The organism is Pseudomonas sp. GW821-FHT03C07, assembly GCF_059420925.1.
Genome location: NZ_JBWKUQ010000004.1, coordinates 448347 through 461189, shown reverse-complemented (window position 1 = coordinate 461189; position 12843 = coordinate 448347). Strand labels below are relative to the sequence as shown.

Sequence of the window (12843 nt, the reverse complement as noted above, 5' to 3'; positions counted from 1 at the left end):
CGCCTACAGGTTTCGTTGCAGGCTCGGGATCATGGCGCCTTGCGTTCGAAAATCGCCCCCTCGATCCCCAGCACCTCGCGATTGTCCGAGTAGATCCCGACGCCCTTCTCCCACACCGCCTTGATCGAATGGTCGGCGCAGCGGATCCGATAGTTGAGCTCGAACGCCTCCTGCCGCGACAAGGCGTATTGCACCTCGCGCCAGACGTAATCGGCATCCTGCGGATGAATCAGGCTGTTGTAGGTGAAGTCATGGTTGTCCACCAGGCGCTGCGCCGGATAACCGGTCAGTTGCAGGCAGCCGGCGCTGACGAACTCCATGGTCCAGTCGCGATTATTACGCCCGCGATAAATCAGCCCGGGCATGCTGTCCAGCAGGCTCAGGGTGCTGCGCTGGCTGGCCTGCAGGGCAATTTCCCGGCGTTTGTGCGCGGTGACATCGCCGACCGCCAGGTAAAAACCGTCGGCGCCGCGCTTGAGATTGACCTCGAACCAGCGCAGCTCACCCGAAGGGTGGACGAAACGCAGGCGCTGGTTAAAGGCCGTCTCGGGGCGTCGGCGCAATGCCTGGAGCGCCTGGCGCCATAACGGCCGGTCCTCCTGATGCACGTAGTCGACCAGCGGCTGCTGGGCGTCCGGGGTGTTCATCAAGGCAACCCAGGCGCTATTGCAGCGGGCGATCCGCGCATCGTCGCCAAGTTCCAGCAGTGCCACCGGGAAGCGGTCCAGCGCCGCCTCCGCCGGCTCGTTCAACAGCGATTCGAGCAATGATCCGCGCTTATCCATGGCTAATGACGCTCCTCTGGTCGCCGGCTACCGGCGTTGTGCACCCAGGCCGCGAGTTCCAGGCGCGAGTGCTGGTTCAACTTCTGCAGGAGATTCTTCACGTAGATTTTCACCGTACCGTCGCTGATCCCCAGCTCGCGGGCGATCTGCTTGTTGCTCATGCCGGCGGCGATCAACGCCAGTGTCTGGCCTTCGCGCTCAGTCAGGCCGCCGGGCTCCACCCGCGGGGGTGCCGGGGCGGATTCGCCCTGCCCAGCCAACAGCGAAACCAGGCTGTCGTCGAGGACAATCGCGCCCTTGTTGCAGTTGCGCATATAGGCCAGCAGCGCATCGGGCTCGGTCTCCTTGAGCACATAACCATTGGCGCCCAGGCGCAGTGCGGCCAACAGTTCGCCACGGTCCATCGATGCCGTCAGCACCACGATCTGACAGCCGAGGCGCAGCTGGCGCAACTCGTCGAGCACCTGCAAACCGCTGAGGCCGGGCATGTGCAAATCCAGCAGGACCTGCTGCGGTGCCAGGCTCAGCGCCAGGTTGATACCTTCACGACCGCTGGCCGCCTGGCCCACCACCTCGAAATCGTCACTGGCGGCGAACAACTGCGCCAGCCCCTTGCGGAACAGCGGATGGTCATCGATCAGTAACAAGGTCGTGCAGTCCATTGAAACTCCCCTCGGGGTGGTCTGGGTGGCGGGAAAGGCCCAGGTGCACGCGCACACCATGGGGCCGGATCGGTTCGATGGACAGTCGCGCGCCGATGCTGCTGGCCCGTTCACGAATGATCTCCAGGCCGAAATGATTGTCTGCGCCACAGGCCTGGCTCAGTCCGATGCCGTCATCTTCCACCGCGACCGAGACTTCGCCCTCCTGGCTCTGGCGCAGTTCGATGCGCACGTGCCGCGCATGGGAATGGCGCACCGCGTTGGCCAGGGCCTCGCGGATGATCTGCAAGATCTGCAATTCGGTTTCCGGGTTCAAGGCATCGTCGGCCAGGCGGTTGTCCAGTTCGAAAACAATGATGCAACGCCGGGAAAACTCCGCCACCGAGTCCGCCAGGGCCTGGCGCAGCGAACGCCCGTCCATGGTCAGCCGGGCGCTGGTGATCAATTCGCGGACCTGGCGCTGCAACTGGCTGAGGCCGCTGCGCAGCTCACCCAGCGCGGCGTCCACCTGCACCGGCTCGCCCAGGCGCGATTGCAGCAGGCGCGCCTGGAACGACAGGTAGCCCAGTTGCTGGGCCACCGAGTCATGGAGCTCCCGGGCCAGCGCGCCGTACTGAGAGGTGGCGTGCTTGCGCTGCTGCTCGCGCTTGTGCCGTAGCAGCTGCACCGTGACCCCGACCGCCCGCGCCGTCTCCTCCAGCAGTTGGCGCAAGGTCCGGCCGAGCGGGCCCGGGGCATCGAGCAACAACAGGCCGCGCTGCGCCGTGCCCGCCTCCGGCAAGGCACAGAGCAGGCGATACGTGCCATGCCGGCGACACGCCATGCACGGTTGCGGCAACTCGCTGACGGCACCACCGCGCCAGGGACAGTTCGCCTCGCCCTGGCACAGGCGAGTCAATTGCTTGCGGGACGGGCCCAGGTCCTCGTCACCGAGCATCAGATTCAACCGGTGACCGGGCAACAGTGCTTCGAAACGGTCCAGCAGACGTGGCCAGGCACCGTCAGCGTGCATCAGGCACAGCGGCAACTCGGCCAGCAGCCCGCGCACCTGGCGGACTTGCCCGGGGCTCACGCGCTGAAACCAGCGGGCCCACCACTGTGGTCGTGTTCGCACTGTCGATGACTCCCCGTCCGCTGGCTCAACCCTGGTTGCAAGCGAGCAACTTCCATGCCCCGCAGGCCAATAACGACGAGCTATCTCCAAAGAGGTACTGCTTCTTTCGGATTGAGTGGAATTTCCTTCTGGGAAACTATCTTCCCCAGCAAGAAACAAGTCAGCCAGGAACGCCACCATGATGGATAGACCCAGCGCCGCCCCCGACCGGCTTCACAGCCTCCCCGTCTACCGGGAACCCCGGCCCCGCGAGGCGGCTCGCCGACACCTCGTCGTCAGGCAATCGGCGACGTTCGGCACAGCCTTTGTCGAAGGGCTCGACCAGCCGTTGCTGTTGAATGCCCAGAGCCGGGACTTTCCCTCGCGCCTCACCGGCCTGCTGGCCGATGCCACCGTCGGTTACCACCTGTACATCCTCGGCGACGAAGCCTTCATCTGGCAGGTCCATGACCAGGCCCGCGGCGCCGGGCTGCACGATGACGAAATCGATATGACCCTCTCGGCCCCTGGCAGCCGCCGGGTCTATTGCGTGCACTGCGGGCTGACCCAGACCGCCAGCGCGGCGGACCGCTTCAACTGCATCGGTTGCCAGGTGCAACTGGGAGTCCGCGCGCACTTTTCCAAACGCCTGGGTGCCTACCTCGGGGTCTGCGACGACGCCGACCGCCCCTACGCCGGAGCCGGCTCATGAGCGCACCGTTGCAAGTCCGGGTCAGCGCGGCGCGCCTACTCACGCCGCTGGTCCGTGAGTTCACCCTGGTGCCTTGCAGCGGCCGCTTGCCGGGCTTCTCTTCGGGCAGTCACGTACAGGTTCATCTGCCGTTGGGCGAGCGAACCCTGCGCAATGCCTACTCGCTGACCAGCGACCCGGCCGACAACCGCCAGTACCGTATCGCCGTGCGTCTGCAAGAAGCATCGCGGGGGGGCTCACGCTACCTGCACCAGCAGGTCGAAGTCGGTGACCGCCTGACCCTCTCACCACCGGCCAATCTGTTTGCCCCGCACTCCAGCGCGCAGTTGCACATTCTGATTGCCGGCGGTATCGGCATCACTCCGTTCATGGCCTATCTCGATGCCCTGCAACGGCGCCAGGCAAAGGTCGAACTGCACTACCTCTACCGACCGGGCCTGACCGATGCCTATCTCGACGAGTTGCGCGAACGCCTGGGCCCGCGCCTGCAGCGTTATCCGGCGGGTACGCCTTGCGACCTGGCGACGATCCTGCGCGACCGGCCCCTGGGCAGCCATGTCTACACCTGCGGCCCGCAGCGCCTGCTCGATGCCGTACGGGAAACCGCGAGCCACCTGGGCTGGCCCGCCAGCCGCGTGCATTGGGAAGCCTTCAACGCCGCACAGCCCGGGCAGCCCTTCGAGCTGGAACTGGCCCGCAGCGGACTCAAGCTTCAGGTCAGCGCCGAGCAAAGCCTGCTCGAAGCCCTGGAGAGCGCCGGCATCGCGCCGCCCAGCCTGTGTCGCGGCGGGGTCTGCGGCCAGTGCATGACCCGCCATCTGCACGGCGAGATCGAACACCGCGACAACTTCCTGAGCCACGCCGAGCAGGCTGAGTTCCTCATGCCCTGTGTCTCGCGCGGCTGTGGCCCGCGGGTTTTGCTAGACCTCTAGGAGTCGACCATGTCCGTTCAATTCAGCCCACTGCAGACCTATCGAGAGCCCTTCAGCTTTCGCAACAGCCCCGAGGCCATCCGGCGCTTTCCGTTCCCCTTCAGCGAGGACAGCTACCTGTATTCGGTGAACATCGAACCGGCAAATTCGAAGGACCCCGGCTCGATCTACGAACACTGGTTCGATATCGACGAGCACTACCGCTCGGAGATAGCCGAACGCGCCCGGGTCCTCGACCAGGACCCACGCCGTTACCTGGTACTGCCGCACATGCAGGAAGCCGCCTGGGACGCCTTGGAAATGCTGATGGAGAAGCTCGCCGCCGCTTATCCGCAGGGCTTCGAGCTCGACCGCGACGGCCCACACTGGCACTGGCGCAACAAGGCCCTGGCGATCGACCAGCGCTTCACCTTCGGCGATGCCACGACCCTGCCGTGCGAGCCGCTGGAGTACATCACCCGTCAGGTCCAGGGCGACTTCGCCTTGCTCGACCAGCGCGACGGCGACCTGTTCATGGATGCCGGCATGGTCACCAGCCCGGCGGACTGGTCGCTGGCCTTCGATGCCGGGATGAGCTTCAAGCAATGGCATTCGCCGGTGCCCATGGCCCACCAGATGGGCATCTTCGAGCGGGCCCTGAAGTACCTGCTCAATGTCCCGGTAGGCCAACCGGTGCGGCGTCTGAACTGGACACTGACGATCAACCCGCGCCTGGACTCCTCGCCGGAAACCTTCCACGAATGGGGCGCCGACCGTGGCAGCGTGACGGCCGAAAACGCCGGTCGCCTGGTGCACCTGCGGGTCGAACTGCAACTGATGGCGCGCCTGCCACGCAGCAACGGCCTGATGTTCAGCATCCGCACCTACCTGATCAGCCTTGACGAACTGGTCAGCCAGCCCGGCTGGGGCTGCCGCCTGCACCGCGTGCTGCGCGACCTGCCCGAGCCGATCGCCGACTACAAGGGCATGACCCGCTACCGAGAGACCTTGGTCAAGTGGCTGAGCCGCTTCGACCCCGACGCCTGATCGCTTTGATCCCTTACCCACCTTTGACCGACAAGGACCCGCATATGGCTCATTCATGGCGCATTTCCGCACTCGCCGAGCGTCACCGCGCACTCGGCTCGAACCTGGAAGACTGGAACGGCATGGGCACCGCCTGGACCTACGCCAGCGACCTGGCCGATCACCACGAGGCGATCCGCACCCGGGCCGGCCTGATGGACGTCTCCGGGCTGAAAAAAGTCCACTACGTCGGCCCCCACGCCGAGAGCCTGCTGCAATGGGCGACCACCCGCGATATCAGCAAGCTGTATCCGGGCAAATCGGTGTACGCCTCGATGCTCGACGAGGACGGCAAGTTCGTCGACGACTGCATCGTCTACCGCACCGGGCCCAACGCCTTCATGGTGGTGCATGGCGCCGGCAGCGGCCATGAAATGCTGGTGCGTTCGGCCCAGGGCCGGCAGGTCGCGGTGCTGTTCGACGATGACCTGCACGACCTGTCGCTGCAAGGCCCGCTGGCGGTGGACTTTCTTGCCGAGCACGTGCCCGGCATTCGCCAGTTGCCCTACTTCCACCACCTGCAGACCCGGCTGTTCGAGCGCCCGGTGATGATCTCGCGCACCGGCTACACCGGCGAGCGCGGCTACGAGATCTTCTGCAAGGCCGCCGATGCGCCCTTGCTCTGGGACCAGATCCTCGAACAGGGCGCCGGCCTGGGCATCATCCCCTGCGCCTTTACCGCCCTGGACTGGTTGCGGGTAGAGAGCTCGCTGATGTTCTTCCCCTACGACAATTCGCAGATGTACCCCTTCGCCAATGAGAAGCCCGGCGACACGCTCTGGGAAATGGGCCTGGAGTTCACCGTCTCGCCGGAAAAACGCGACTTTCGCGGCGCCGAGGAACACCGCCGCTTGCAGGGCCACGAGCGCTTCAAAATCACTGGCCTGCTGCTCGACGGCGTACGCGCCGCCGAGGCCGGCGACACCCTCTGGCAAGGCGATAAGCAAGTCGGCGTGGTCACCTGCGGCATGTATTCACGCTTGAGCAAACGCTCCATGGCAATCGCCCGCATGAACCTCGCCTGCGCCGTGCCAGGTATCGCCCTGCGGGTGCGCGGCAGCCTGGAAACCGGCGCCGTCAGCCACGCCCTGCCCTTCGACGATCCGCAGAAAACCAAACGCACCGCCAAGGGCTGAGCCACCCCAGGAGTTTCCATGGACCATCCAGAGCCACACTACATTCTCAAGATCACCTGCCCGGCCACCTCCGGCATCGTCGCGGCGGTCACCTCCTGCCTGGCCGGGCAAAACTGTTACATCAGCGAGCTGGCGCAGTTCGACGACGAGTTCACCGGGCGTTTCTTCATGCGTGCGGTGTTCCGCTTCAACAAAGGTTCGAGCGCCGACATCGGCGCACTACGCGAAGGCCTCGGCGGTCTGGCCGGCGGCTTCGACATGCAGTGGGAGTTGTTCAGCGGCGCCGAGCCGACGCGGGTGCTGCTGATGGTCAGCAAGTTCGACCATTGCCTGACCGACCTGCTCTATCGCCACCGCAAGGGCGAGATGGACATGACCATCACCGCCATCGTCTCCAACCACCTGGAGCTGCGGCCGATGGCCGAGCGCGAGGGTATCCGCTTCATCTACCTGCCGGTGACCCAGGACAGCAAGGCCGGGCAGGAAGCCGAACTGCTGCGCATCGTCGAGGAAACCCGTACCGACCTGGTGGTGCTCGCCCGCTACATGCAGATCCTCTCCGACGACCTGTGCCGCAAGCTGTCGGGCCGCGCGATCAATATCCACCACTCGTTCCTGCCGGGGTTCAAGGGCGCCAAGCCCTATCACCAGGCCTACGAGCGTGGCGTGAAGCTGATCGGCGCCACCGCCCACTACGTCACCAGCGACCTCGACGAGGGGCCGATCATCGAACAGGAAATCCAGCGCGTCGACCACACCCACCGGCCCGACTCGCTGGTCGCCATCGGCCGCGACACCGAAACCGTCGCGCTGTCCAAGGCGCTGAAATACCACCTGGAACACCGGGTCTTCATCAACCAGGACAAGACAGTGATTTTTCGCTGAGCGCCGACTCCATCATTACGAGGCACGATCATGACTTTACGCGTGGCAATCATCGGCGCCGGCCCTTGCGGCATGGCGCAACTTCGAGCCTTCCAGTCGGCCCGCGACCAGGGCGCCGAGATCCCCGAACTGGTCTGCTACGAGAAGCAGAGCGACTGGGGCGGCATGTGGAACTACACCTGGCGCACCGGCCTCGACGAGCACGGCGAGCCGGTGCACGGCAGCATGTACCGCTACCTGTGGTCGAACGGCCCGAAGGAATGCCTGGAGTTCGCCGACTACACCTTCGAAGAACATTTCGGCCGTCCCATCGGCTCCTACCCGCCACGGGAAGTGCTCTGGGACTACATCAAGGGCCGCGTGGAAAAAGCTGGAGTGCGCCCGTATATCCGCTTCAACAACGTGGTGCGCCAGGTCAACTTCGACGCCGCCAGTGGTCGCTTCACGGTCCAGGCCCATGACTACAACCTGGACGTGCAGACCAGCGAGACCTTCGACTACGTGATCAACGCCTGCGGTCATTTTTCCACGCCCAAGGTGCCGCACTTCGAGGGCTTCGAGCAGTTCGCCGGACGCATCCTGCACGCCCATGACTTTCGCGAGGCGCTGGAATTCAAGGGCAAGGACCTGCTGATCGTCGGCAGCAGCTACTCGGCCGAGGACATCGGCTCGCAGTGCTACAAATACGGCGCCCGCAGCATCACCAGTTGCTACCGCAGCGCGCCGATGGGCTACCAATGGCCGGCCAACTGGGAGGAAAAACCACTGCTGCAACGCCTGGAACACAACCGCGCCTATTTTGCCGACGGCAGCAGCAAACACATCGACGCGGTGATCCTCTGCACCGGTTACCAGCATCACTTCCCGTTCCTGCAGGACGAACTCTGCCTCAAGACCGACAATCGCCTGTGGCCGATGAACCTGTACAAGGGCGTGTTCTGGGAACCCAACCCCCGGATGATCTACCTCGGCATGCAGGACCAGTGGTACTCCTTCAACATGTTCGACGCCCAGGCCTGGTACGCCCGCGACGTCATCCTCGGACGCATCGCCCTGCCGTCCCGGGCCGAGATGGTCGCCGACAGCCGCCAATGGCACGAACGCGAGCAGACCCTGGAAACCAACCAGCAGATGTTCGAATACCAGGGCGCCTATATCCAGCAACTGGTGGACGCCACCGACTACCCCGATTTCGACATTGCCGCGGTCAACGACACCTTCCTGCACTGGAAGCACGACAAGGCCGAAAACATCATGGGTTATCGCGACAAGTCCTACCGTTCGCTGATGACCGGCACCCAGTCGCCGCCCCATCACACGCCCTGGCTGCACGCGCTGGACGATTCCATGGCCGCCTACCTCGGCGAACCGTCCACCTCGATCCAGTCGGTTGGCTGACACGGGAGTCGCAGCATGCACGCACCACGTGTTTCGCAGCCCCGGGAGCCCGGGCTGTTTGCCCGGACCGCGACGCAAGAGCGTTACCGGGTGGCCGGCGGCGGCGTCAGCCTGGTGGCCCTGGCGCCCGGCGACACCCTGCAAGTGATCGACGTCGAAGGCCTGCAACCCTGCGAGTTGCTGGCCCTGACCGCCAGCGGCCACAGCGCCCTGGCGCAATGGGCGCTGGCCGCGACGCCAGGCGGCGAGTTTATTGCCGCGCGACTGGCCGAAGCGACCCTGCACAGCCGGCGTATTCTCCAGGCCCTGCACAAGCGCGGCATCGATCCACGCTCACTGCCGCGCGCCGCCTCGCTCTGGGGCGACGACAGCGCCGCCGGCCACAGCCGCCGCTTTGTCGCCAGTGACCCGCTGCTGGTGCTGGTCGCCGCCCCCGCCGGTCCCCACGCCGTCGACCGGCAATACCGGCCCAGCGAGCTGCGGCTGATGGTCGAGCGGGCCAACCCATCGCCGCTGTGGCTGCCCGAACTGCCCGAGCCATTGGGCGAACTGGTGGACGAGTTCACCGTGCGCGCCGGCAGCGCCCAGGGCTACAGCGTCAGCAAAGGCCAATACATCCAGGTGCTGGATGTCGCCGGCCGGCAGTGCTCGGACTTTGTCGCCTTCGACCGACGGGCGCTGGATCGCGGTCTGGAACTGGACCTCGACCAGACCGTCACCCGCACCCTGAACGGCAGCGCCTACCCGGCGCCAGGGCTGTTCTCGAAGTTCTTCGACCGGCAGATGCAGCCCATGCTCGAAGTGGTGCGCGACACCGTCGGTCGCCACGACGCCTTCGCCCTGGCCTGCGCCGCCCGCTATTACGAGAGCCAGGGCTATTTCGGGCACGACAACTGCAGCGACAACCTCAGCCGCGCCCTCGCCCCCCATGGCGTACAGGCGCGCAGTGGCTGGCCGGCGATCAACTTCTTCTTCAACACCGCGATCGACGCCCACCAGCAGATGACCCTCGACGAACCCTGGTCGCGTCCCGGCGACTATGTGCTGCTCAAGGCCATGACCGACCTGGTTTGCGGCAGCTCCTCGTGCCCCGACGACATCGACCCGGCCAATGGCTGGAATCCGACCGATATCCATATCCGCGTCTACCGCGAACAGGAGCGTTTTTCCATCGCCATGAGCACTCGAAGCACGGCCGACGCCGACCCGATCCTCACCCGCGAATCGGGCTTTCACAGCCGCACCCGCGCCCTCACCGGCAGCTTCACCGACTACCGCAACTGGTGGCTGGCGCTGCGCTACGACGGTTTCGGTGCCATCGACGAATACCTCGGCTGCCGCGAGCGCGTGGCGCTGATGGACCTGACGGCCCTGCGCAAGTTCGAGATCCTCGGCCCGGACGCCGAAGCCCTCCTGCAGTACTGCCTGACCCGCGACGTGCGGCGTCTGGCGGTCGGCCAGGTGGTGTATTCAGCGATGTGCCATGAACACGGCGGCATGCTCGACGACGGCACCCTGCTGCGCCTGGGCCCGGACAATTTCCGCTGGATCTGCGGGGAGGACTATGCCGGCGTCTGGCTGCGGGAACAAGCGGCGAAGCTGGGCATGAAAGTCTGGGTCAAGTCGGCCAGCGAGCAGATCCACAACCTCTCGGTCCAGGGCCCGCTGAGCCGTGAACTGCTTAAACAGATAATCTGGACTCCAGCGACCCAGCCAAGCCTGGAAAGCCTCGGCTGGTTCCGCTTCCTGGTCGGCCGCCTGGACGGCTACGACGGTTGCCCGCTGATGATTTCCCGCACCGGCTACACCGGCGAGCTGGGCTATGAAGTCTGGTGCCAGCCGCAGGACGCCGAACAGGTCTGGGACCGGATCTGGCAACTGGGCCAACCGCTGGGCATCGTCCCCCTGGGCCTGGAAGCCCTGGACATGCTGCGCATCGAAGCCGGGCTGATCTTCGCCGGCTACGAATTCAGCGACCAGACCGATCCCTTCGAAGCCGGGATCGGTTTCAGCGTGCCGCTCAAGAGCAAGACCGACGATTTCATCGGTCGCGATGCGCTGTTGCGGCGCAGTGCCCAGCCCCGCCACAAATTGGTGGGCCTGCAACTGAGCGGCAACGAAGGCGCCCACCACGGCGATGCGGTCTATCGCGGCCGGGCCCAGGTCGGCGTGATCACCAGCGCCTGCCGCTCGCCCCTGCTGGGCAGCAATATCGCCCTCTGTCGCATGGATGTGGCCTGTGCCGAGATCGGCACGGAGCTTGAGGTCGGCAAGGTCGATGGCCTGCAGAAGCGCATCAGCGCCACGGTCACACCGGCGATCTTCTATGACCCGGACAAAAGCCGGGTGCGCAGTTGATCGGCATAACGAGCAAGTACGCCAACTGACTTTGACTGCCCAACGCCCCTCCACTCAGACATGGGAATACCAAGATGGAAGCGACGACGTTCGAGACCGTACCGCCAGCCCCCGCCGCGGTCGGCAGCCTGCACCGCAAGATCGATTGGCGCGGGGCCTTCTGGGTCGCCAGCGGCGTGCCCGCGCTGGTGCTGTTCTCCATTGGCGCAATTGCCGCCACCGTGGGCAAACCGGCCTGGATCGTCTGGATCGTGTCGATCCTGTTCGGCTTTATCCAGGCCTTCACCTATGCCGAAATCGCCGGGCTGTTCCCGCACAAATCCGGTGGTGCCTCGGTCTACGGGGCCATCGCCTGGGTTCGCTACAGCAAGCTGATCGCTCCGGTGTCGGTGTGGTGCAACTGGCTGGCCTGGTCGCCGGTGCTGGCGATCGGTTCGGGACTGGCGGCCGGCTATATCCTCACCGCGCTGTTTCCGGCGGATGCGCTGATCAATACCTGGCAGTTCACCCTGCTCGACCTGGGCTGGGTCAAAAGCGGCCTGTCACTGCGTATCAACGCCACCTTCGGCATCGGCCTGCTGATCCTGCTGGGGGTGTTCGCCGTGCAGCACGGCGGCATCCTGCGTTCGGCACGGCTGACCCTGGTGCTGGGCGCGACCTCGCTGATTCCGCTGTTGCTGGTGGGCCTGGTGCCGCTGCTGACCGGTGACGCGGCGCGGATCAACTTCCTGCCACTGTTCCCGCTGGCTCATGACGCCGCCGGGCAAGTGATCGACGGGCCCTGGGACATGTCCGGCTGGTCGTTGATGGCCGGCGGGCTGTTCATGGCCGCCTGGTCGACCTACGGCTTCGAGACCGCCGTGTGCTACACCCGGGAATTCAAGGATCCCAAACGCGACACCTTCAAGGCGATCTTCTACGCCGGGCTGCTCTGCATCCTGGTCTTCACCCTGGTGCCGCTGGCCTTCCAGGGCAGCCTTGGGCTCGGCCAACTGGTGACCCCGGCGGTGCTCGATGCCAGCGGCGCGGTGGTCACCCCGGCCGTCTACAGCGGCCTGTTGTCGCCAGCGATCTACAGCGGCATGGGCGTCGGCCAGGTCATGGCCGACAGCATCGGCGGCGGCAAGCTGGTGGCCAATGTCGTGCTGATCATGCTGATACTCGCCACCCTGCTGGCGATCATGACGTCGATGTCCGGCTCCTCGCGCACCTTGTACCAGGCCTCGGTGGACGGCTGGCTGCCCAAGTACCTGGGGCGGACCAACGAACACGGCGCGCCGACGGCGGCGATGTGGACCGACTTGACGTTCAATATGCTGCTGTTGCTGATGTCCGACTATGTGTTCGTCCTCGCGGCGTCCAATGTCAGTTACATCATCTTCAACTTCCTCAACCTCAACGCCGGTTGGATTCACCGCCTGGACCGCCCGGACTGGGCCCGTCCGTACAAGGCGCCGACCCTGCTGCTGGCGGCCGGCGCGGTGTTGAGCTTCGTCAACCTGGCGTGCATGGGGATGGGCGCGGATATCTGGGGTGCCGGTACGCTGTTCACCGGCCTGTTGCTGGCGCTGCTGATCATTCCGGTGTTTGTCGTGCGCCATTACTGGCAGGACAAGGGCCGTTTCCCGGAAGCGATGCTGACCGACCTGCATATCCAGGCCGACGCCGGACTCAAGCGCGCGGGTGTGCTGCCTTATGTCACACTGGTCGCCGGCGTGCTGGTGGTATATTTCTGCCACCGCCTGGCGGCCTGAGCGGCCTGAAGGACAAACCTGTCCTGGCCGGCGCTACCGGCCAGGACAGGATGATCTCGATCC

The 12843-nt window shown here is 65.2% G+C and carries 11 protein-coding genes; 8 read left to right on the top strand and 3 right to left on the bottom strand.

The genetic code is table 11. The features are described 5' to 3' along the window. Positions 1–29 precede the first annotated feature (29 nt). The 3 genes from AC07VG_RS11555 to AC07VG_RS11545 are packed head-to-tail and all read right to left on the bottom strand — an operon-like array spanning position 30 to position 2519. Complete coding sequence (locus AC07VG_RS11555) at positions 30–785, bottom strand: PAS domain-containing protein (protein ID WP_495001669.1); 756 nt, start codon at positions 783–785, stop codon at positions 30–32. A 2-nt stretch (positions 786–787) separates the two neighbouring features. Then, positions 788–1447 carry a response regulator gene (locus AC07VG_RS11550; protein ID WP_495001668.1) on the bottom strand — a complete coding sequence of 220 codons (660 nt, stop codon included), beginning with the start codon at positions 1445–1447 and terminating at the stop codon, positions 788–790. Next, on the bottom strand, positions 1416–2519 hold the full coding sequence (locus AC07VG_RS11545) for an ATP-binding protein (RefSeq protein WP_495001667.1): 1104 nt from the start codon (positions 2517–2519) through the stop codon (positions 1416–1418). The genes AC07VG_RS11550 and AC07VG_RS11545 overlap by 32 nt, the downstream gene beginning before the upstream one ends. A 220-nt stretch (positions 2520–2739) precedes the next feature. On the opposite strand from AC07VG_RS11545, the gene AC07VG_RS11540 reads away from it, so the two are divergent. The 8 genes from AC07VG_RS11540 to AC07VG_RS11505 all read left to right on the top strand — a co-directional run bounded on the left by AC07VG_RS11540 (position 2740) and on the right by AC07VG_RS11505 (position 12780). Continuing rightward, entirely contained in the window at positions 2740–3252 is a 513-nt protein-coding gene (locus AC07VG_RS11540) for a dimethylamine monooxygenase subunit DmmA family protein (RefSeq protein WP_495001666.1), read from the top strand. Then, positions 3249–4184, top strand: coding sequence for a PDR/VanB family oxidoreductase (locus tag AC07VG_RS11535; RefSeq protein WP_495021107.1), 936 nt, complete (start codon positions 3249–3251; stop codon positions 4182–4184). The genes AC07VG_RS11540 and AC07VG_RS11535 overlap by 4 nt, the downstream gene beginning before the upstream one ends. A gap of 9 nt (positions 4185–4193) precedes the next feature. Then, on the top strand, positions 4194–5210 hold the full coding sequence (locus AC07VG_RS11530; RefSeq protein WP_495021106.1) for a heme-dependent oxidative N-demethylase family protein: 1017 nt from the start codon (positions 4194–4196) through the stop codon (positions 5208–5210). Positions 5211–5254: 44 nt separating this feature from the next. Next, positions 5255–6385: an aminomethyl transferase family protein gene (locus AC07VG_RS11525; protein WP_495001663.1), complete on the top strand. Its 1131-nt coding sequence runs from the start codon at positions 5255–5257 to the stop codon at positions 6383–6385. Positions 6386–6403: 18 nt separating this feature from the next. After that, positions 6404–7270, top strand: coding sequence for a formyltetrahydrofolate deformylase (gene purU / locus AC07VG_RS11520; RefSeq protein WP_495001662.1), 867 nt, complete (start codon positions 6404–6406; stop codon positions 7268–7270). Positions 7271–7300: 30 nt separating this feature from the next. Beyond that, a complete protein-coding gene (locus tag AC07VG_RS11515; RefSeq protein ID WP_495021105.1) occupies positions 7301–8668 on the top strand; it encodes a trimethylamine monooxygenase in 1368 nt (455 codons plus the stop codon). A gap of 15 nt (positions 8669–8683) precedes the next feature. Then, a complete protein-coding gene (locus tag AC07VG_RS11510; protein WP_495021104.1) occupies positions 8684–11026 on the top strand; it encodes a trimethylamine N-oxide demethylase in 2343 nt (780 codons plus the stop codon). A 74-nt stretch (positions 11027–11100) separates the two neighbouring features. Continuing rightward, positions 11101–12780 carry an APC family permease gene (locus AC07VG_RS11505; RefSeq protein ID WP_495001659.1) on the top strand — a complete coding sequence of 560 codons (1680 nt, stop codon included), beginning with the start codon at positions 11101–11103 and terminating at the stop codon, positions 12778–12780. Positions 12781–12843 lie beyond the last annotated feature (63 nt).

Bases quoted from the DNA above. Each gene is read 5' to 3' on its own strand.
- AC07VG_RS11555 (WP_495001669.1), bottom strand. From the start codon at position 785: ATGGATAAGCGCGGATCATTGCTCGAATCGCTGTTGAACGAGCCGGCG.
- AC07VG_RS11550 (WP_495001668.1), bottom strand. From the start codon at position 1,447: ATGGACTGCACGACCTTGTTACTGATCGATGACCATCCGCTGTTCCGC.
- AC07VG_RS11540 (WP_495001666.1), top strand. From the start codon at position 2,740: ATGATGGATAGACCCAGCGCCGCCCCCGACCGGCTTCACAGCCTCCCC.
- AC07VG_RS11535 (WP_495021107.1), top strand. From the start codon at position 3,249: ATGAGCGCACCGTTGCAAGTCCGGGTCAGCGCGGCGCGCCTACTCACG.
- AC07VG_RS11530 (WP_495021106.1), top strand. From the start codon at position 4,194: ATGTCCGTTCAATTCAGCCCACTGCAGACCTATCGAGAGCCCTTCAGC.
- AC07VG_RS11525 (WP_495001663.1), top strand. From the start codon at position 5,255: ATGGCTCATTCATGGCGCATTTCCGCACTCGCCGAGCGTCACCGCGCA.
- purU (WP_495001662.1), top strand. From the start codon at position 6,404: ATGGACCATCCAGAGCCACACTACATTCTCAAGATCACCTGCCCGGCC.
- AC07VG_RS11515 (WP_495021105.1), top strand. From the start codon at position 7,301: ATGACTTTACGCGTGGCAATCATCGGCGCCGGCCCTTGCGGCATGGCG.
- AC07VG_RS11510 (WP_495021104.1), top strand. From the start codon at position 8,684: ATGCACGCACCACGTGTTTCGCAGCCCCGGGAGCCCGGGCTGTTTGCC.
- AC07VG_RS11505 (WP_495001659.1), top strand. From the start codon at position 11,101: ATGGAAGCGACGACGTTCGAGACCGTACCGCCAGCCCCCGCCGCGGTC.